The organism is Stenotrophomonas sp. 3(2025) (assembly GCF_052665395.1).
In genome coordinates this window covers 100,877-119,903 of record NZ_JBQOIF010000007.1, presented here as the reverse complement: position 1 = coordinate 119,903, position 19,027 = coordinate 100,877, and the positions used below count along the sequence as shown (strand labels likewise).

The following is a 19,027-nucleotide window of genomic DNA, read 5'->3' as shown; positions in this document are numbered from 1 at the left end:
GCTGGATCGATGCACCGTAGCACTCCGCTGTTGATCAACACCGAGACCGTCGAACTGTGGCCTGCGCCGCTGCTGCGCGCGCGCAGCAATCTCGACGCCCGCCTGCTGGCCCGCGCGCAATGGGTACTGCGGCGCAAGCGCGATGGCCGCTACCTGGCGGCAGTACTGGCGCACGGTGTGCACTCGCTGGTGCCGCGCCTGCCACGCGAGCCCGGCGTGGAGGAAGCGCTGGCCCTGCTGGATAGCGCACGGTCACGACCGTTCGGCGCTGCACTGGAAGACCAGTGGCTGCCGCTGGTTGGCCTGCAGCAGCGCCTGCAGCAGCTGGGCCTGGATGCACAGCGCTATGCGCACGACAGCGGGCTGGCACTGGAAGCCGAGCCGTGCGTGCTGCACTTGGCCGGACGTGATCGCTTTGCCCGCCCGTTGTGGCTGCGCTGCGGTGCCGCGCAGGGCTGGCGACGGATGCGCCTGCATGCCGCCCGGGATGGAATTGCACTGGACGCGATCTCCGGCTTCCGCAGCCATGCGTATCAGCTCGGCATTTTCGAACGCAAGCTGGCGCGCGGGCAGAGCGTGCCGCAGATCCTGACGGTCAATGCCGCCCCTGGTTTCAGCGAACACCACAGTGGTCACGCGCTGGACATCGGCACACCGGGGGATGCGCCGGCAGAGGAGACCTTCGAGGCGACGGCTGCGTTTGCGTGGCTGCAGGCCAATGCCGCGGCGCACGGGTTCCATCTGAGCTATCCGCGCGACAACCCGCATGGGATCGTCTACGAACCGTGGCACTGGTGCTGGACACCGGCCAACGGCTGAGCCGCTCGTGGCGGCTGCAAGGCGAAATCCATGGAGCTGCCCGGGCGGACTTCGCATGCGTCCACTACGGGATGGCAAAGACAAAAGCCGGTCGCTTCGCTCGAAGCCTCCATGACGGGTCAGCGCGCGGCTGTTGGGTCCGCCTTCAAGCGAGCCGAGCACCGCAGGCCCGGCGAGGGCGAAGAGGTGCGGGTGTCTGAGCGCAGCGAGTTCCCGCACCGTCCCTCGACGGGCCGAGGAGCGCAGGGCACCGGTGCGCCGCACCGGCTCGCGGCCGGCGGCGCGCTTCTTTTGGTTACTTTTCTTTTCGCGCGAAAAGAAAAGTAACGCCCATGAACGCTGCAGATCGCATCAGCACGGATTGAAGCGACAATTTCGACGCAGTCACCGCCGCAGCGCGTTGATCGCCAGCAGTACCCACCCGGCCATCAGCGTGGTGCCACCTACCGGCGCCAGCCGGGTCGGCCACTGCCACAGCGCACCGCCCACCAGGCTGCCGGAGAACAGCAGCACGCCCAGCAGCAGCACGTACAACGACAGATGCGCGATCGCGCCCTGCGCGCGCGGGCCGAGGGCGGTCAGTACCGCTCCGTGGGCAAAGGCGTACAACGCCGCCATGTTCAGGTGCTGCTGCGCCAGCGGATCGGACACGCCATGCGCGGCATAGGCCGAGAGGCCGATCGAGGCGGCTGCCAGCAGCGCCCCCAGGCAGGCCAGCAACGACGGTTTACGCGCGCGTCGTTCGGAATTGAACATGACAGCTCCTTGCGCAATGCCCGACACCGGGCTCGGGATGAAAAAAAACGCGCCGCAGGAAGCGGCGCGTTTTCGTGTCCAGCACTACATGGGTCAGCCGAAGCTTACTTGACGGCCCAGTAGATGTCGTACGTCGCTTCCGGGGTGAACGACTTGTCCACGCCGTCCTTCCAGGTTTCGTACGGACGGTCGATCACTTCGTTACCCGAGGTCACGGCCCAGGCGCGCAGGGCGCTGCGGGCAACGTCCAGGCCTGCCATGTGACCGGTGTAGGCCGCATGCGCCGAACGGTGCGGAGCAACGCGGACGTACTTGACCGGAGCGCCACCGTCGATCTTGACGGTCAGCTGTTCGGCCGGCACGCCTTCGGCACCCTTCTTCTTCACCGGCTGGGCGATGTCGAAGGCGTACTTCTCAGCACCGAAATCGGTGGTGATGATACGCAGCGGACCGGCGGCTTCCAGGCCATTGGCCTCGATCACGCGCTTGATCCACTCCTGGTTGTCCTTGATGGACTTGGTGATGGAATCCTGGCCACGGTCGACATTACCGGCGGTGACGACCAGCAGGTCTTCGGCCGGGACATCGACGATGCCCAGATCGGTCAGCGGGGCTTCGGAGGTGCGGTAGTCGACATTCGGCACGGTGGCCAGCATGTTCGCCAGGCGCGACAGGCCCATCTTGATGTCATCGCCGATCTGGCGGCTGACATACAGGCCTGCGTAGCGGCCGAACAGGTCGAAGCCATACTTCACCGAGTAGTCCTGGGTGATCTTGACGTTGCGACCGCCCTTGCCGGTCGGCTCCAGGGTGAAGGTGGTGACCTTGTCGTGACCCTTGGAGGCATCGTCGACGGCGATCACAACACGCTTGTTCTCTTCGGCTTCGGTCACCTTCCAGGAACCGGTGCCCAGGTCCTTGGAGGTGTAGTCGAGAGTGGCACCGACGCCGGAGGCCGGGCCGGACAGCTTCAGTTCAACGGCGGGATCGCGCAGTACCAGCGGGTTCCAGTCCTTGAAGCGGCGCAGACTGCTGACCGTGTCGTACACGATCGTCATCTTGCGGTTGGTCTCGATGCTTTCGGTGATGTGACGCTCGCCCGGCAGACAGACGCCAATGATGACGAACAGGCCAGCCACGATCCCCAAGGCGATCAGGAACTCGATAATACGGGTCATTCAGAGAGTCTCCGGGGCCGATCCCACGGCCGGGTTGATTGAAGCGAAGCGCCAATCCTAGCAGGCTTCGCGGGCATTGGTTATCGGGATTGGCGCACCGGTTTCCGTGCCGGCTGCGCATTTGTATGCACAAAGAATTCGAAGGGTAACGCATCCGCGTACCCGGCATGTAGGGGGCAAGTGGGGGGCAACCCTGAATCCGGGCCCAGGCTGCGTGCCAAGTCTTTGTCGCTAAAGGATTTTCCTCACACCAACTGGAGTTCAAACGCTTTCAGGACTGCACGCGTACGGTCACGTACGCCCAGTTTGGAAAGGATGTTGGACACATGGTTCTTGATCGTGCCCTCGGCGACCCCCAGCGAATTGGCGATCTCCTTGTTGGAGAAACCGCTGGCCATCAGCCGCAGGATCTCGGTCTCACGGTCGGTCAGCGGGTCGGGCCGGTCCAGGCTGACGAAGTCGTTGCGCATGTGCTCCAGCCCGGACAGCAGCCGCTGGGTCACCGCCGGCTGCACCAGTGAACCGCCATCGGCCACCGTGCGGATCGCCCCGACCAGCTGCGCCAGGGTCACGTCCTTGAGCAGGTAGCCCTTGGCACCGGCCTTGAGCCCGGCCAGCACCAGCTGGTCATCGTCGAAGGTGGTCAGGATGATGGTCGGCGGCAGCTGTTCCTGCCGTGACAGCACCTGCAGCGCCTCCAGCCCGGACATCACCGGCATGCGCATGTCCATCAGGACCACGTCCGGGCGGATCTGCGGGATCAGCTCGACCGCCTGGCGGCCATCGGCGGCCTCGGCCACCACTTCGATGCCGTCGTCGAGCGCCAGCAGCGAGCGGATCCCCTGCCGCACCAGGGTTTGGTCGTCGACCAGGCAGACGCGAATCATCAACGCACTCCTTCAGGAACCTGGGTAAGGGCTGCCAGCACCGTTGCCGGTACCGTCGCCCGCAGCCGGAAGCCTTCGCCGGGGCGGGTCTCCACCTGCAGCTGGCCTCCACATTGTTGCAGGCGTTCGCGCATGCCGCGCAAACCATTGCCCACATTGACCGTTTCCGCCCCGACGCCATCGTCGCGGGCCTCCACCACCACCTGGTCCGGGACCTCACGGTACACCCGCAGCCACAGGTGGCGGGCGCCGGCATGGCGCACCGTGTTGGTGATGATCTCCTGGGTGCAGCGCAGCAGCACGTGGGCCCGCTGCGGGTCTTCCACGTTCAGCGGCTCCTCGATCTCCAGCTGGATGTCCAGCGACGGCACGTGCTCGGTGAGCGGACGCAGCGCAGCGGCCAGGTCGATGGCGCCGGTTTCGCGCAGCTGGCTGACCACCTCGCGCACGTTGCCCAGCAGCAGCTTGGCCAGGGCATGCGAGCGCTTCACGTGCTCCAGCGCCTGCCCTTCGGCGAGGTGGCCGGCCACTTCCAGATTCAGGGTCAACGCGGTCAGCTGGTGGCCCAGCAGGTCATGCAGTTCGCGCGAAATGCGGGTGCGCTCGTTCACCCGCGCGCTTTCGGCCAGCAGCGCACGGGTGGCGCGCAGCTCTGCATTCAACCGTCGCTGCTCCTCGCGGGCCTCGGCCTGGCGGCGGGCGACCAGCGCGATCACGAACACGAAGCTGGAAAAACCCATGTAGCCGACGGCCTGCAGCACGGCGATGACCGGCGGGAAGCCCAGCGGCTGGATGTAGACCGGCAGCACCGCCAGGTTGCTGGCCACCAGCCACACCACCCCGATGCGCGGGCCCAGCAGCCATGGCAGCAGGCCTGCCACCACCATCAGCAGGATGCTGCCCAGTGCGGTGCCGGAGAAGTAGCTCACGCCGATCGCGCAGGCCGTCAGCAGGATCAGCGCGGCATGGTCGAAGAAGCCGGGCCGGCTTTCGCCCAGCGAGCGCGTCAGCACCCAGTACACGAAGCCGAAGGCCAGGTAGGCCGAGGCCCAGGGAATGATCCGGAAGCCGGCCTCGCCGTCCAGGCTTTCCAGTGTCAGCGACACCGGATCGATCAGGTAGATCGCAAGCCAAAGGCCGACGGTGCCCCAGGTGAACAACCCGGAGTAGCGCAGCATCGCATTGTGGTTGAGTCGGGCCAGCATGGCCCATCGTAGCCTGTGCGCGTCAGGGCCCAAGGGCATAAAGTCATGTTCGGTGCGGTCCCCTGTTCATGCCGCAGCCCACCCCGGGCATGCAATAATCATGCGCAGGGTCCGTACATGGGACCAACCGCGTTACCCCACGGAGTCACAATGTCGATTGTCATCCGCGACGTGCGCGAGCACGAGCTCGATTCCGTCCTGGCTTTGAACAACAATGCTGGCCTGGCCATCCTTCCCCTGGATGCCGAGCGCCTGCGCCTGTTCTATGCAACCGCTGAATATTTCCGCGTCGCCGAGCGCGACGGCAACCTGGCCGGCTTCCTGATCGGCTTCGGCAGCGACAGCCAGCACGACAGCAGCAATTTCGCCTGGTTCAAGCAACACCTGGACACCCCCTTCTTCTATATCGACCGCATCGTGGTCGCCAGCCGCCGTCGCGGTGGTGGCGTCGGCCGTGCGTTCTATGCCGACGCCCAGAGCTTCGCCGAGCTGCGCTACCCGCAGATGACCTGCGAGGTGTTCCTGGACCACGGCGCCGATGCCGCCCTGCTGTTCCACGGCAGCTTCGGCTTCCGCGAGCTGGGCCAGAACACCATGCCGCAGGTGGACGTGCGCGCGAGCATGCTGGCCAAGGAACTGTGCAGCTTCCCGTGGGTGAATGACACCTATGGCGGCAAGCTGCCTGATGTTGCATGGGCGCGCGACCGGCAGCTGCCGGCGCAGGCACAGCGGTCGACGGGGACCTGAGCGTGGCAGTGAATTTCGATTACGAACAGGCCGGTGAACTGAAGATCGGCCAGGTGGGCATTGCCAACCTGCGCATCCGCACCCTCGATGTTGAACGCCTCGTGCAGGAAATGCAGGAGCGGGTGAGCCGTGCGCCGAAGCTGTTCGGCCGTGCAGCGGTGATCCTGGACTTCGGCGGCCTCAGCCAGGTGCCCGACGTGGCAACGGCGCAGGCGCTGGTCGATGGCCTGCGCGGTGCCGGCGTACTGCCGGTGGCATTGGCCTATGGCACCAGTGCGGTCGACCTGCTCTCGCAGCAGCTCGGCCTGCCGCTGCTGGCCAAGTTCCGCGCCCAGTACGAGCGCGCCGAGGCAGAACCTGCCCCGCCGCCGGCCCCCGCACCGGAACCGCGCCGTGCCGCGCGCGCCGAAGCGAAGGCCGCGCCGGCTCCGGCTCAGGCCACGCCGATGGGCAAGACTGCCGATGCCGCCGCGCCACAGCCGGGTCGCATGCAGCTGGGCAACGTGCGTTCGGGGCAGCAGCTGTATGCGGAAAACTGCGACCTGACCGTGATGGCCACCGTCGGCGCCGGCGCCGAGGTCATCGCCGATGGCAGCATCCATATCTACGGAACCCTGCGCGGCCGTGCGCTGGCGGGGGCCCAGGGCAACACCGCGGCACGCATTTTCTGCCGTGATTTCCATGCGGAACTGGTCGCCATTGCAGGCCACTACAAGGTACTGGACGATGTACCGGAAACCCTGCGCGGCAAGGCCGTGCAGGTGTGGCTGGAACAGGACCAGATCAAGATCGCTGCGCTGGACTGATGCAGCACCTCAAACAGAATCATCAGGAGAAGTCCTTTGGCTGAAATCATCGTAGTCACCTCCGGCAAGGGCGGCGTCGGCAAGACCACTTCCAGCGCAAGCCTGGCCTGCGGCCTGGCAAGGCGTGGCAAGAAGGTGGCGGTGATCGACTTCGACGTCGGCCTGCGCAACCTCGACCTGATCATGGGCTGCGAACGCCGCGTGGTGTACGACTTCGTGAATGTCGTGCACGGCGAAGCCACCCTCAAGCAGGCCCTGATCAAGGACAAGCGCTTCGACAACCTGTTCGTGCTGGCTGCCTCGCAGACGCGCGACAAGGATGCGCTGACCCAGGAAGGCGTGGGCAAGGTCCTGAAGGACCTGGCTGCCGACGGCTTCGACTACATCATCTGCGACTCCCCGGCCGGCATCGAGAAGGGCGCCTTCCTGGCGATGTACTTCGCCGACCGCGCCGTGGTGGTGGTGAACCCGGAAGTGTCCTCGGTACGCGACTCGGACCGCATCATCGGCCTGCTCGATTCGAAGACCCACAAGGCCGAATCCGGCCAGGACGTGCCGGCCTTCCTGCTGCTGACCCGCTACACCCCGGTGCGCGTGGAAAGCGGTGAGATGCTCAGCATCGCCGACGTCGAGGAAGTCCTTGGCCTGAAGGCGATCGGCGTGATCCCCGAATCGGGCGACGTGCTCAATGCCTCCAACAAGGGCGAGCCGGTCATCCTGGATGGCGAATCCGCTGCCGGCCAGGCCTATGACGACGCCGTCGCACGCATCCTCGGCGAAGAACGCCCGATGCGCTTCACCAACGTCGAGAAGAAGGGCTTCTTCAGCAAGCTGTTCGGAGGGTAAGCATGGGCCTGTTTGATTTCCTCAAAGCGAAGAAGACCACCGCCGAAACCGCCAAGAACCGCCTGCAGATCATCATCGCGCAGGAGCGCAGCCACCGTGGCGGTCCCGACTACCTGCCGCTGCTGCAGCGCGAGCTGCTGGAAGTGATCAAGAAGTACGTCAACATCGACGTCGATGCAGTGAAGGTGGACCTGGTCAAGGATGGCCAGCACGACGTGCTGGACATCTCCGTGGCGCTGCCTGAAGGCCCGGACAAACCCTGACCCCCTGCCCCGCCCGTGCCTGCATGGGCGGGGCTGCCTGACCCGCATGACTGATACCACGCCCGAACCGAACGTTACCCGCGTCGGCGACATCGCCTTCGCCGATGCCCAGCGCCTGCTCGCCGCGCATGAGCTGCGGCTGCATCACGTTGCGGCCGGCGAGCCGATCCCGGGCAGTTACTGGGGCGAGCCCGAGGCGGGCATCATCGCCAGCGACGTGTACGTGCGCGATGACACACCGGTGCATTCGATGCTGCACGAAGCCTGCCACCTGATCGTGCTGCCACCGGAGCGGCGCGCGCAGGTGCATACCGACGCCACCGATTCGGTACCCGAAGAAGACGCCACCTGCTACCTGCAGATCGTGCTGGCCGGGCACCTGCCTGGTGTCGGCAGTGAGCGGCTGATGGCCGACATGGATGCGTGGGGGTATACGTATCGATTGGGGTCGACGAAGGCGTGGTTTGAACAGGATGCCGAAGACGCAAAGGCGTGGCTGATCGAACGCGGCTTGCCGGTGGCATGACGCATCGGTAGCGCCGGGCCATGCCCGGCGGCATGCACATCCGCCGCCGCGACGCGGTTCGCCGGGCATGGCCCGGCGCTACCGTGGGTCACGTGGCCAGCGCGCGCAGGGTGATGCCGACCACATACGCCAGATAGGTGCCGGTGGCATAGCCCATCGTGCCCAGCAGCACGCCTACCGGCGCCAACGCGGGATGGAACGCAGCGGCCACCACCGGTGCCGAGGCCGGGCCGCCGATGTTCGACTGCGAACCAATGGCGAAGTAGAAGAACGGCACCTTCAACAGCTTGCCCAGGCACCACAGCAGCACGATGTGCACGCTGATCCAGATGATGCCGAGCAGGAACAGCCACGGGCGGTCCAGCAACGCCAGCAGATCCATCTGCATGCCGATGCAGGCGATCAGGAAGTACAGCAGCAGCGAGCCCAGGCGCGAGGCGCCCGCGCCTTCCAGCGTACGTGCACGGGTGAAGCTGAGGCCCAGGCCGAGCGTGGTCGACAGCACCACCACCCACACGAACGGCGCGTCCAGGCTGAACTGCGATGCCCAGCTGACATTGACCTTGAACCAGGCTGCCAGCGGCGCGCCGATGGCGTGGGCCAGGCCGACGCCACCGAAAGCCACGGCCACGATCAGCATCAGATCGGTCAGGCTGGGAATGCGCTCATGCTCGGCCTGGAAGCGGGCGATGCGCTCCTTCAGCTCGTCGATGGCGGAGGTATCGGCACCGCTGCGTGCATCGATCTTCGCCGCGCGCCCAGCCATGAAGATCAACGCCGCCATCCACACGTAGCCAACCCCCACATCGACCACCGCGAACTGGCCGAACGTGGTCGCGTTGACATCGAACACTTCGCGCATGGCCAGCATGTTGGCACCGCCGCCGATCCAGCTGCCGGCCAGTGCCGCCATGCCGGCCCAGGTATCGCCGGCGACGGTGTCCGGATGGATGGCACGCATGACCAGGAACGCGACCACCGCACCCAGCATGATGCTGGCCGAGGCGCCCAGGTACATCAGCACCAGCTTGGGCCCCAGCCGCAGGATGCCCTTGATGTCCACCGCCAGGGTCAGCAGGATCAGCGCCGCCGGCAGCAGGATGTCGCGTGCGATCGGGTTGTACAGCTTGGTGTTCTGCCCGTCGATCAGGCCGAACGTGTTGTAGATGCCCGGCAGCAGATAGCACAGCAGCAGCGCCGGCACGAAGGTATAGAAGCGCTTCCACAGGCCCTGCTCGCGCGAAGCGGTCCAGAACACGGCGCCGAGGGTGGCGGCGATCAGGCCGAAGACGACGATGTCGTTCTGGATCAGGGCAGTCGAGGGCATGCAGGCATCCTGGTAGTGCCGGCCGCTGGCCGGCAACCCCATGTAGGTAGGTCGCAACGTGCAGTTGCCGGCCAGCGGCCGGCACTACCGGAAAGCCGGGCGCCGCCACAAGGGCGGCGCCGGTATCGCTTATTCGCCGATGTGCTGCTTCAGCCAGGCGTTGACGGTGTCATGCCAGAGGATGCTGTTGTTCGGCTTCAGCACCCAGTGGTTCTCGTCCGGGAAGTACAGGAACTTCGACTCGATGCCCTGGCGCTGGGCCGCGGTGAATGCAGCCAGGCCCTGCTCGACCGGAATGCGGAAGTCCTGCTGGCCGTGGATCACCAGGATCGGCTTCTTCCAGTCAGCCACGTGGTTGACCGGGTTGAACTTCTCGTAGTTCGCCGCCTTCTGGTACGGCGTGCCGCCCTGCTCCCACTCGGTGAACCACAGTTCTTCGGTGGCATAGCCCATCATGCGCTGGTCGAACACACCGTCATGGTTGACCAGGCACTTGAACGGGCTGTTCCAGTTGCCGGCGATCCAGTTGACCATGAAGCCGCCGTAGCTGGCGCCCAGTGCGCAGGCCTTGTCACCGTTGAGGAAGTCGTACTTCTTCAGCGCCGCGCTCCAGCCCTTCTGCAGGTCTTCCAGCGGACGGTCGCCCCAGTGCTGGCTGATCGCATCGGTGAAGGCCTGGCCGTACCCGGTGGAGCCGTGGAAGTCGATCATCACCACGGCGTAGCCCTGGCCTGCGTACGTCTGCGGGTTCCAGCGGTAGCTCCAGCCATTACCGAAGCTGCCCTGCGGGCCGCCATGGATCAGGAACGCGACCGGGTAGGACTTGCCTTCCTGGTAGTTGTGCGGCTTGACCACATAGCCGTGCACGGTGTCGTTGTTCCAGCCCTTGAACTCGAACTGCTCGTAGTCGCCGAAGCTCACATCCTTCAGCACTTCGCCAGCGGCCGGGGTCAGTGCGCGCAGCGCGCCGATCGGCTCGCCAGCGGCCGGCAGCAGGCCGACCAGCACCTGGTCGTTGCTCTTCAGGCTGTTGCGGGTGATGGCGACACTGTTGCCGGCCACGTCGACGGCGGTGACGCTGCCATCGCCGATCAGCTTGGTGGCCTTGCCGCTGGCCACGTCGATCTGGAACAGCGGGTGTTCGCCGAGGTCGTCGGCAGTGGTGTAGATGCTGGCGCCGTCGGCGGACAGGGTGATGCCGCCGGCAGAACGGTCCCACTGCGGCGCGATCTCGCGCGTCTTGCCGCTGGCCAGGTCCATCGCCATCAGGCCGAAGCGGTCCGCCTCGAAGCCCGGGCGCTTCATCGCGCGGTAGAACAGGGTCTTGCCGTCGGCGCTGAACACCGGGCCGGCATCCCAGGCCGGGTTGGACGCAGTCAGGTTGATCGGCGCCTGCTTGCCCGCAGCATCGAAGCGGTACAGGTCGAAGTTGGTCGACCACGGCTCCTGCTTGCCGGCCACGCGGATGCTGGCGACCACGCTGCTGCCATCCGGCGACCAGGCGAAATCGTCATTGCCACCGAACGGCTTGGACGGAGCGTCGCCGTCGATGGTCGCGCTCAGCGCCGAAGCGCCCTTGACCGCACCGGCCTTGGCTGCCGGCAACGGGGCGACGAACAGGGTGTTGCGGCGGCCGTCGTTCCAGGTATCCCAGTGGCGCACGAACAGCGAATCGAAGACCTTGCCGCTGGCCTTGGCGCCTTCCACGTCCTTCAGCTTCTTTTCGGTGCAGGCCAGGTCCGAGGCACAGGCCTGGAACACGCCGGCGCTGAACAGCACGCGGTCGTCCTGCGGCGACACGTGGTAGCTGTCCACGTCCACCGGGAAGTCGGTCAGCTGGCGCGGGGCGCCGCCACTGATCGGCTGTGCGTACAGCTGCTGGCTGCCGTTCCTGGCGCTGAGGAAGTACACGGTCTGGCCATCGGCCGACAGCGATGCAGAGTTGACGTTCCAGCCAGCCGGCGTGATCTGCTTCGGCGGTGCCGCGTCGCGGGTGCGCAGGTTGCGCGCGAACAGTGCGGTGCTGGCCTTGAGGTTGGCATCGGTGCTGCGCTTGGCGAACACCACGGTGCCGCCGTCGGCGGTCAATACCGGCGCGGAGACGCGGTCCATGGCCACCATGTCGCGGACTTCCAGGCCACGGGCAGCGGCGACGCTGGGCAGGGCAGCCAGCAGGCTCAGTGGCAGCAGGGCATGACGCAGTTTCATCGGGGTCTCCGCAGGACGGCAAAAAACCGATGGTAGGCCTGCGCGGCCGGGCCTGCCAAGGCCATCGGTCATGGCCGTGGCTGAGCTGCCACCAGAAAGAGCAAACCGCGCCGTAGCGCGGTTTGCTGGGGACACCGGTAGTGCCGGCCGCTGGCCGGCAACCATGGGGCGTCACGGGTTCCAGGGTTGCCGGCCAGCGGCCGGCACTCCCCCATCCCTTACGCCACGGCGCGCTTGCCGGTGCGGTAGATCAGCCAGCCGACCAGGAACAGCACGGCCAGGCCGATCCACTGCGCGGCCGGCAGGTGGAACGGCACGGCCAGCACGTCGGCACGGCTGCTGACCACGATCGGCACGGCGATGGCGATACCCATCAGCGCCTCACCGGTGATCAGGCCGGCAGCGAACAGCACGCCCGGCTTGTGCACGCGGTCGCGGCCCTCTTCGTCATCGGCGCGCACCTTGTGGAAGCGCTCGACCAGGTAGGAGATCAGGCCACCGAGGAAGATCGGCACCATCAGTTCCAGCGGCAGGTAGATGCCGATCGCCGCGGCCAGCACCGGCACGCGGAAACGCGAGTTGCGCGACTTCAACCAGCTGTCGAACGCGATGATGGCGGCACCGACCACGGCACCGATGCCGATGAAGGTCCACGGCAGCTCGCCACCGAACAGGCCCTTGGCCACCGAGGCCATCAGGTTGGCCTGCGGTGCGGCCAGCGCATTCGGGTGCAGCTCGGACTTGACGCCGATGCCGTAGGCGGTGGCCAGCAGGTTCAGCACCGGGGCCATGATCAGCGCGCACGAGAACGCGCCGATGCCCAGCATCAGCTGCTGCTTCCACGGGGTGGCACCGACGATGTAGCCGGCCTTGAGGTCCTGCAGGTTGTCGCCACCGACGGCGGCGGCACAGCACACCACCGCGCCGATCATGATCGCGGCCACCGCACCCAGCGGCGCACCGAAGGCACCGACCGGCTGCAGGCCATCCTTGCCCAGCAGCAGCACCAGCACCGCCGAAGCGAACAGGATGGTGGAGATGGTGATGCCCGAGACCGGGTTGTTGGACGAACCGATCAGGCCGGCCAGGTAGGCCGACACCGAAACGAACAGGAAGCCGGCGACGATCATGATGAGGGTCATCGGGATCGACACGTGCCACTGGCCGACGATGGCCTGGTACAGCGCCAGCAGCGGCAGGGTGAACACCACCAGCGCCACCAGCATCCACTTCATCGGCAGGTCGCGCTCGGTGTGCGCCAGCACCGGGCCACCGCTCTTGCGCGCGGCCGCAAAGCCACTCTTGACGCCGTTGAGCAGCGACTTGCGCAGCGAGATCAGGGTCCAGATGCCGCCGATCAGCATCGCGCCGACACCGAGGTAGCGCATCTTCGCGCCCCAGATCGCGAACGCCGCTTCGGTGGACGAGGCGGTGGCGATCGAGGCGGCCAGCGCCGGATCGGTGTTCATGAAGAACGCCTGGTAGATCGGGATGGCGATGTGCCAGGTCAGGATCGAGCCGGACACCACCACGATGCCGACGTTGAGGCCGACGATGTACCCCACGCCCAGCAGTGCGGGCGACAGGTTGGTGCCGATGAAGGCGGTGACCTTGGAGCTGCCGACATAGGCCGAGGTGGCCCAGGCGTCCGGGATCAGGCGCATGCCGCTTTCCGCGGCCAGCTTCACGAACGCACCGATCACCGCCGACAGGCCGAGGATCTTCAGGCCCGGGCCCGGGTTCTCACCGGCCTTGAGCACTTCGGCCGCAGCCTTGCCTTCCGGGAACGGAAGCGGATCTTCGACGATCATCGAACGGCGCAGCGGCACCGAGAACAGCACGCCCAGCAGGCCACCGAGACCGGCGATGCCCAGCACCCACCAGTACTTGAAGTCCGGCCAGTAGCCCATGATCACCAGCGCGGGGATGGTGAAGATCACACCGGCGGCGATCGACGAACCGGCCGAAGCGCCGGTCTGCACGATGTTGTTCTCAAGGATCGAACCGCCCCCCAGCAGGCGCAGCACGCCCATGGAAATGACCGCGGCGGGAATCGCGGTGGCGATGGTCAGGCCTGCGAACAGACCGAGGTAGGCGTTTGCGGCCGACAGCACCACCGCCAGCACGATGGCCAGGACCACCGCGCGGAAAGTGAGCTGCTTGGGCGCAGCGTCATGGTTCATGAAAGCCCCTGCTGGCAAAAAATCCCTGTCACGCTAGCGTTCAGGGGGCAGCAAGTCCAGCGTGCCAAAGGATGGGGGTTGCAGTTGGAACACGCACGGGCCCGCATCGGCACCGCGAGCCAGCCGATGCGGCAAAGCCCGCGTGGGCACCCCGCAAACGATATGTTATAACTTTCCGTTGACCTGTACCCACCCACCGCATGTCCTCCTTCCCCTCCTCCCGGCTGGCCTCCATCGACCAGCTGCGCGGTACCGTGATGCTGCTGATGCTGCTCGACCACGTGCGCGAGACGTTCTTCCTGCAGCATCAGGTCAGCGATCCGATGGACGCGGCGACCGTGTCCCCTGCCCTGTTCGCCTGCCGCCTGCTGGCCCACCTGTGCGCGCCGGTGTTCGTGCTGCTGACCGGCCTGTCGGCCTGGCTGTACGGCCAGCGCCATGCCGATCCGCGCCGTGCCATTGCGGCGTTCCTGCTCAAGCGCGGCCTGTTCCTGGTGGTGCTGGAACTGACCCTGGTCAACCTCGCCTGGACCTTCCAGTGGCCGCCGGAGACGGTGTACCTGCAGGTGATCTGGGCGATCGGCCTGAGCATGATCGCGCTGGCCGGCCTGCTGTGGCTGCCGCGGCCGCTGCTGGCCGTTCTGGCGGTGACGCTGGTGGTCGGCCACAACCTGCTGGACGGCATACGGGTGCAGGGCGACGGCGCCCTGGCGGTGCTGTGGAAGGTGCTGCACCAGCGCGACTGGATCGAGGCTGGGCCGTTGAGCCTGCGTACCTCCTATCCCGTGCTGCCGTGGATCGGGGTGACCGCGCTGGGCTACCTGATGGCGCCGTGGTTCGCTGCCGGTAGCGACCCGCAGCAGCGCCGGCAGCGGCTGCTGTGGGCCGGGCTGGGCGCACTGGCCACCTTCGCCCTGCTGCGCTTCGCCAACGGCTATGGCGACACGCCGTGGCAGTACCAGCAGAGCACGCTGCGCACGTGGATGAGCGTGTTCAACCTCACCAAGTACCCGCCCTCGCTGCAGTTCCTGCTGCTGACCCTGGGCGTGGGCCTGCTGCTGTTGCGGCTGTACGAGTGGCCGCCGCTGGCGCGTGCGCTGCGGCCGCTGGCCGATATCGGCGCAGCGCCGATGTTCTTCTATCTGCTGCACCTGTACGTGCTGAAGCTGCTGTACCTGGCGGCCCTGAAGACCTGGGGCCCGACCCATGGTTGCCTGTATGCCCTGGACTCGGTGGCCGGGCTGCTGCTGGTGGCCTGTGCATTGGCGGTGGTGCTGTACCCGCCGACGCGGGCGTTCGCGCGGTTCAAGGCGCGCCGACGTGACCTGGCCTGGCTGCGATACCTGTGAACGGTAGCGCCGGGCCATGCCCGGCGTTGCACAGGACCGCCGGGCATGGCCCGGCGCTACCCGGCGCGCGCCTGCAGTGCACGCCTATAATTCCGCGATGAATTCCACTGCTATCGCTTCCGACGACTTCCTGGGCCATCCCAAGGGCGTCTACGTCTGCTTCTTCACCGAAATGTGGGAGCGCTTCTCCTTCTACGGCATGAAGGCGCTGCTGCTGCTGTACCTCACCAAGTACCACCTGTTCGGCGACAAGGCCGGGCTTGACCTGCTCGGCGCCTACGGCGGGCTGGTGTACTGCATCCCGGTGTTCGGCGGCATGTTGGCCGATCGCTGGCTGGGCATGCGCCGGGCAGTGCTGTTCGGCGGCATCCTGCTGGTGCTCGGCCACCTTGGCATGGCCTTCGAGGGCCACGCCGCATACCGGGTCAACGGCGAAGTAGTGCGCGACACCTCGGCACTGGCCGTGACCTACCTGTCGCTGGCGCTGATCATCATGGGCGTCGGCTTCCTCAAGCCGAACATCTCCACCATCGTCGGCAAGCTCTATCCGCAGGACGATCCGCGCCGCGATTCGGGCTTCTCGCTGTTCTATGCCGGCATCAACCTGGGCGCCCTGTTCTCTTCGCTGGTGTGCGGTTTCCTGGGCGAGGTCTACGGCTGGAAGTACGGCTTCGGTGCGGCCGGCATCGGCATGCTGGCCGGCCTGGCGATGTTCCTGTGGGGCCAGAAATACCTGCAGGGCCACGCCGAGCCGCCGCAACCGGCGACCTTGAAGCAGAAGGTGCTGGGCCTGCCGCGCGAATGGCTGATCTACCTGTGCGCGGTGATCGGCGTGCTGCCGGTGGCCTGGCTGATGTGGGCGGCCGGCAACGGTGCCTTCGCGCTTGGCGGTGAAATCAGCCTGGCACTGATGCTGATGCTGGTGGTGCTGGGCGGTGTGCTGGTCTGGTTCGCCTGGTTCACCGGCACCCAATGCACGCCGGTGCAGCGCCAGCAGATGGTCGCGCTGATGGTGCTGATCTTCATGGCGCTGGTGTTCTTCACGATGTACGAGCAGTCGTATGGTTCGTGGGTGACCTTCACCGACCGCCTGCTGACCAAGGACATCGTGCCGGCGCTGGTGATCCGCGAAGGCTCACCGCTGCCGTGGTCGATCCTCTCGCTGCTGCTGGCGCCGCTGGGCTTCGTGGTCAGCGCGCGCCTGTCCGAGCGTCGCCCCGGCTCGCCCGCGCCGCGCACGTTCTTCATCGCCATCGTTGCGCTGATGCTGGTGCTGCTGGTGCGCGACTGCCTGGTGATCCCGCAGACCGCCGGTTCGCTGACCTACCTCGGCGGCCTGTTCCTGGTGCTGCTGGCGCCGGCCTTCGCCGCGTTGTGGACCTGGATGGACCGCCGCGGCTGGGAACCGGGCAAGCCGGTGAAGTCGGCCTGGGGCCTGGTGATCGGTGCGTTGTCGTTCGTACCGCTGGCGCTGGCCGCGCAGCACGTTGGTGCCACCGGCGAGATGGCCAGCGTGTGGTGGCTGGTGCTGGCCTACTTCCTGCTGGCCAGCGGCGAGATGTGCCTGTCGCCGGTCGGCCTGTCGGCGGTCACCCAGCTGGCGGTGCCCCGGGTGATGAGCCTGATGATGGGCACCTGGTTCCTGGCGACGGCCTTCTCCGAAACGCTGGCCGCGCTGTTCGGCAAGCTGGCGGCGATCGACGTACCTGAAGGCGAAACGCTGGACATGGCCGCCGCGGCCGGTGCCTATGCGCACCTGTTCTGGCTGCTGATGTGGATCGGCCTGGGCTGCGCGTTGCTGGCCTTCATCGCTGCGCCGCTGTTGAAGCGGATGATGCATGGGGTGAAGTAACGCCCGGCGGCAGGATGCCGCGGCGGCCACCACGTCGGTCGCCGCCGCGTCTGTTTCAGGGCGCCTTGCCCTTGTCGGAAGACGTCGCGGCGGCAGCCGTGCCACCGCCCAGGCTGCGTGACAGGAAGGCAAGCAATCGGCTGTAGTAGTCGCGCTGGTTGGCCTCCCCGTACAGGCCATGCCCCTCGCGCGGGTAATACAGCGCTTCCACCGGCACGCCGGCCTGTTTCAACGCCGCTTCCATGCGTTCGGTGTGCTGCACCGGCGCGCGCAGGTCTTCGCGACCAGCGGCCAGCAGCACGGGCACCTTGATGCTCGCCGCAAGATTCACCGGCGACACCGCCGCCAGCGTGGCTGGATCACCCAGCCACTCCTGCAGATAGGTCACGCCGGAGGCGCGATCCTGGATGTCGCCCCGTTTGAACATCAACGGCAGGTCGTAGACCCCCACATAGCCTGCCGCGCAGCGGTACAGCCCCGGCTCGCGCACAACGCCCATCATGGCCGAGTACGCACCGTAGCTGGCACCGTAGATGCAGATACGTGCGCTGTCGGCGATGCCTTGGCTGATCGCCCAGCGGGTGGCGTCGGTCACATCGTCCTGCATCGCGCGGCCCCATTGCCGGGCAGCGGCCTGGGTATGTGCACGGCCGTAGTTGCCCGAGCCGCGGAAGTTGACCTGCAGCACCGCGTAGCCGGCGTCGGCCAGCAACTGGTTCTCGCGCTCGAAACCACCATCATCGAACACGCCGATCGGGCCACCATGCGGGACCACCACCATCGGCAGGTTGTGGCCATCACTGCCCCTGGGCAGGGTGAGGAAGCCATGCAGCGGCAGGCCGTCCCGCGCAGCCAGGGTGACCGGGCGAACGCTGGCACCGCCATCGCGATCGAACCAGCGATGGCGGCTGGTGAGGAACGCGGCGTTGCGGGTGGCGGTGGTGTACAGGAAATAGTCGCCGGGATTGGTCGCCGAGCTCACCTTCACCAGCAGCCGCGCGTTGTCGCGGGTGCCGGTGAGCAGGCTCACGACCTGCCCGGGAAACGCCTTTTCAAGCCTGCGCTGGGTGCTGGCGGTCGGCGACTGCTCATCGAAGAAAGCGGTACGCGTGACCGCGCCGACGAACTGGATACCCACAGGCACGCGCGTGCCGGGCTGGTAGACCACGCGGGTGGGATCGACGGTGTCGTCCTGCAGCAGCGTACGCCGCTCTCCGCTGACCGGATCCCAGCTGACCACCGTATCGGGGCCACGGGCCTGCTCCACCACCAGGTACGCCAGCCGGTTGTCGGCGGAGAAGCCGATCGGGCGTTCGATGCGATGGCTGCTGCCTTCGTCGTTGACCAGGATCCACTGATCGCGGTCCTGGCGATAGTAGAGCTTGTTGACGTTGTCGGCGGCGGCGCCATGGGCGAAGCGCAGTTCACCTTGGTTGTCGGTGGTGAACGTTGCGCGCTGCACCGGCGAGCGCGAAACCAGGACGCGGCGTCCGGAGATGACATCCATCCGTTCCAACCGCGTATTGGTGTCGTTGGCAAATGGCCACAGCGAGATCAGCACGTTGCGCTCGTCGGCAGCCAGCGGATCGGCCAGGAATGCAGCCACCTGCTCGGCCACCCGTCCGGTCACGAAGCCGGGCTCGTCCGGGCGCGCACGATAACCGACCAGCAGATCACCACGCTTGCCATTGGCATCGATGGCATACAGTTCGCCGGTCGGTCGTGGCTGGTCCAGTGGCCCCCATTTCTCGGCCAGGCCGATGAGCAGGCGGTTATCACTCACCCAGTCGACCTCGGCGGCATGATTGTTGCGTGGCGGCCGGAAATTGCCGACCAGTTCCATCGTGTCGGTACGCAGCACCGCCACGGCGGTCGCGCCGTCCAGCGGCAAGGTCATGGCCAGGTACTCGCCGGTGGGCGAGAGCTGGATGTCATTGAACTCCGCGCGGCGCACGTAGCCGTCCAGCGAAACCTCCGCAGCCTCAACCCCACCCACGCCGCAGATGGCCATCAATGCAGCCAGCACCGTTGCATGCTTCATCACGTTCTCCTTGAAGCCGGGCATCCCCCTGCCC

The 19,027-nt window shown here is 66.5% G+C and carries 16 protein-coding genes; 8 read left to right on the top strand and 8 right to left on the bottom strand.

The window, feature by feature from the left end; translation table 11 throughout:
- The first annotated feature begins 9 nt into the window (after positions 1-9).
- Positions 10-819 (top strand): M15 family metallopeptidase, encoded by an 810-nt coding sequence (locus ACUXVE_RS07680; protein ID WP_445514146.1) that lies wholly within the window; start codon positions 10-12, stop codon positions 817-819.
- 384 nt (positions 820-1,203) lie between these two features.
- On the opposite strand, the gene ACUXVE_RS07675 is transcribed toward ACUXVE_RS07680, so the two are convergent.
- The 4 genes from ACUXVE_RS07675 to ACUXVE_RS07660 form a co-directional block, all read right to left on the bottom strand.
- A complete protein-coding gene (locus ACUXVE_RS07675) occupies positions 1,204-1,575 on the bottom strand; it encodes a DUF423 domain-containing protein (protein ID WP_222390325.1) in 372 nt (123 codons plus the stop codon).
- A 104-nt stretch (positions 1,576-1,679) separates the two neighbouring features.
- Positions 1,680-2,753: an SRPBCC family protein gene (locus tag ACUXVE_RS07670; RefSeq protein ID WP_049467700.1), complete on the bottom strand. Its 1,074-nt coding sequence runs from the start codon at positions 2,751-2,753 to the stop codon at positions 1,680-1,682.
- Between the two features lie 245 nt (positions 2,754-2,998).
- On the bottom strand, positions 2,999-3,640 hold the full coding sequence (locus tag ACUXVE_RS07665) for a response regulator (protein WP_025873873.1): 642 nt from the start codon (positions 3,638-3,640) through the stop codon (positions 2,999-3,001).
- The gene (locus tag ACUXVE_RS07660) at positions 3,640-4,845 is read right to left on the bottom strand and encodes a sensor histidine kinase (RefSeq protein ID WP_025873874.1); all 1,206 of its coding nucleotides are present in this window, start codon (positions 4,843-4,845) and stop codon (positions 3,640-3,642) included. Before ACUXVE_RS07660 ends, ACUXVE_RS07665 begins: the two co-directional genes overlap by 1 nt.
- 150 nt (positions 4,846-4,995) lie before the next feature.
- On the opposite strand from ACUXVE_RS07660, the gene ACUXVE_RS07655 reads away from it, so the two are divergent.
- From ACUXVE_RS07655 to ACUXVE_RS07635, 5 genes are read left to right on the top strand one after another with little or no spacing between them, the layout of a single operon-like run.
- On the top strand, positions 4,996-5,592 hold the full coding sequence (locus ACUXVE_RS07655) for a GNAT family N-acetyltransferase (RefSeq protein ID WP_093817630.1): 597 nt from the start codon (positions 4,996-4,998) through the stop codon (positions 5,590-5,592).
- Positions 5,538-6,398 carry a septum site-determining protein MinC gene (minC, locus tag ACUXVE_RS07650; RefSeq protein WP_093817629.1) on the top strand — a complete coding sequence of 287 codons (861 nt, stop codon included), beginning with the start codon at positions 5,538-5,540 and terminating at the stop codon, positions 6,396-6,398. The genes ACUXVE_RS07655 and minC overlap by 55 nt, the downstream gene beginning before the upstream one ends.
- 36 nt (positions 6,399-6,434) lie before the next feature.
- Positions 6,435-7,244, top strand: a complete 810-nt coding sequence (gene minD, locus ACUXVE_RS07645) for a septum site-determining protein MinD (RefSeq protein ID WP_025873877.1) — start codon at positions 6,435-6,437, stop codon at positions 7,242-7,244.
- Between the two features lie 2 nt (positions 7,245-7,246).
- A complete protein-coding gene (gene minE / locus ACUXVE_RS07640) occupies positions 7,247-7,507 on the top strand; it encodes a cell division topological specificity factor MinE (RefSeq protein WP_005408532.1) in 261 nt (86 codons plus the stop codon).
- Between the two features lie 46 nt (positions 7,508-7,553).
- The gene (locus ACUXVE_RS07635) at positions 7,554-8,033 is read left to right on the top strand and encodes a hypothetical protein (protein ID WP_032975950.1); all 480 of its coding nucleotides are present in this window, start codon (positions 7,554-7,556) and stop codon (positions 8,031-8,033) included.
- A gap of 88 nt (positions 8,034-8,121) precedes the next feature.
- Here the strand turns inward: ACUXVE_RS07635 and ACUXVE_RS07630 are convergent, their stop codons facing one another.
- From ACUXVE_RS07630 to ACUXVE_RS07620, 3 genes are all read right to left on the bottom strand, one after another.
- Positions 8,122-9,360: a DUF819 family protein gene (locus ACUXVE_RS07630; protein WP_445514145.1), complete on the bottom strand. Its 1,239-nt coding sequence runs from the start codon at positions 9,358-9,360 to the stop codon at positions 8,122-8,124.
- Between the two features lie 129 nt (positions 9,361-9,489).
- Positions 9,490-11,568: a prolyl oligopeptidase family serine peptidase gene (locus ACUXVE_RS07625; protein WP_445514144.1), complete on the bottom strand. Its 2,079-nt coding sequence runs from the start codon at positions 11,566-11,568 to the stop codon at positions 9,490-9,492.
- 218 nt (positions 11,569-11,786) lie between these two features.
- A complete protein-coding gene (locus tag ACUXVE_RS07620; protein ID WP_025873881.1) occupies positions 11,787-13,751 on the bottom strand; it encodes an OPT family oligopeptide transporter in 1,965 nt (654 codons plus the stop codon).
- A 200-nt stretch (positions 13,752-13,951) separates the two neighbouring features.
- Here ACUXVE_RS07620 and ACUXVE_RS07615 point away from each other — a divergent pair, with 200 nt between their 5' ends.
- Both ACUXVE_RS07615 and ACUXVE_RS07610 read left to right on the top strand, forming a co-directional pair.
- Complete coding sequence (locus tag ACUXVE_RS07615; protein WP_445514143.1) at positions 13,952-15,100, top strand: DUF1624 domain-containing protein; 1,149 nt, start codon at positions 13,952-13,954, stop codon at positions 15,098-15,100.
- 97 nt (positions 15,101-15,197) lie between these two features.
- The gene (locus ACUXVE_RS07610) at positions 15,198-16,952 is read left to right on the top strand and encodes a peptide MFS transporter (RefSeq protein ID WP_222390334.1); all 1,755 of its coding nucleotides are present in this window, start codon (positions 15,198-15,200) and stop codon (positions 16,950-16,952) included.
- Between the two features lie 55 nt (positions 16,953-17,007).
- On the opposite strand, the gene ACUXVE_RS07605 is transcribed toward ACUXVE_RS07610, so the two are convergent.
- Positions 17,008-18,993: an alpha/beta hydrolase family protein gene (locus tag ACUXVE_RS07605; RefSeq protein WP_445514142.1), complete on the bottom strand. Its 1,986-nt coding sequence runs from the start codon at positions 18,991-18,993 to the stop codon at positions 17,008-17,010.
- Positions 18,994-19,027 lie beyond the last annotated feature (34 nt).

What these genes read in the sequence shown, in the direction of transcription:
- ACUXVE_RS07680 (WP_445514146.1), top strand. Translation starts at nt 10, where the DNA reads ATGCACCGTAGCACTCCGCTGTTGATCAACACCGAGACCGTCGAACTG.
- ACUXVE_RS07675 (WP_222390325.1), bottom strand. Translation starts at nt 1,575, where the DNA reads ATGTTCAATTCCGAACGACGCGCGCGTAAACCGTCGTTGCTGGCCTGC.
- ACUXVE_RS07670 (WP_049467700.1), bottom strand. Translation starts at nt 2,753, where the DNA reads ATGACCCGTATTATCGAGTTCCTGATCGCCTTGGGGATCGTGGCTGGC.
- ACUXVE_RS07665 (WP_025873873.1), bottom strand. Translation starts at nt 3,640, where the DNA reads ATGATTCGCGTCTGCCTGGTCGACGACCAAACCCTGGTGCGGCAGGGG.
- ACUXVE_RS07660 (WP_025873874.1), bottom strand. Translation starts at nt 4,845, where the DNA reads ATGCTGGCCCGACTCAACCACAATGCGATGCTGCGCTACTCCGGGTTG.
- ACUXVE_RS07655 (WP_093817630.1), top strand. Translation starts at nt 4,996, where the DNA reads ATGTCGATTGTCATCCGCGACGTGCGCGAGCACGAGCTCGATTCCGTC.
- minC (WP_093817629.1), top strand. Translation starts at nt 5,538, where the DNA reads ATGGGCGCGCGACCGGCAGCTGCCGGCGCAGGCACAGCGGTCGACGGG.
- minE (WP_005408532.1), top strand. Translation starts at nt 7,247, where the DNA reads ATGGGCCTGTTTGATTTCCTCAAAGCGAAGAAGACCACCGCCGAAACC.
- ACUXVE_RS07635 (WP_032975950.1), top strand. Translation starts at nt 7,554, where the DNA reads ATGACTGATACCACGCCCGAACCGAACGTTACCCGCGTCGGCGACATC.
- ACUXVE_RS07630 (WP_445514145.1), bottom strand. Translation starts at nt 9,360, where the DNA reads ATGCCCTCGACTGCCCTGATCCAGAACGACATCGTCGTCTTCGGCCTG.
- ACUXVE_RS07625 (WP_445514144.1), bottom strand. Translation starts at nt 11,568, where the DNA reads ATGAAACTGCGTCATGCCCTGCTGCCACTGAGCCTGCTGGCTGCCCTG.
- ACUXVE_RS07620 (WP_025873881.1), bottom strand. Translation starts at nt 13,751, where the DNA reads ATGAACCATGACGCTGCGCCCAAGCAGCTCACTTTCCGCGCGGTGGTC.
- ACUXVE_RS07615 (WP_445514143.1), top strand. Translation starts at nt 13,952, where the DNA reads ATGTCCTCCTTCCCCTCCTCCCGGCTGGCCTCCATCGACCAGCTGCGC.
- ACUXVE_RS07610 (WP_222390334.1), top strand. Translation starts at nt 15,198, where the DNA reads ATGAATTCCACTGCTATCGCTTCCGACGACTTCCTGGGCCATCCCAAG.
- ACUXVE_RS07605 (WP_445514142.1), bottom strand. Translation starts at nt 18,993, where the DNA reads ATGAAGCATGCAACGGTGCTGGCTGCATTGATGGCCATCTGCGGCGTG.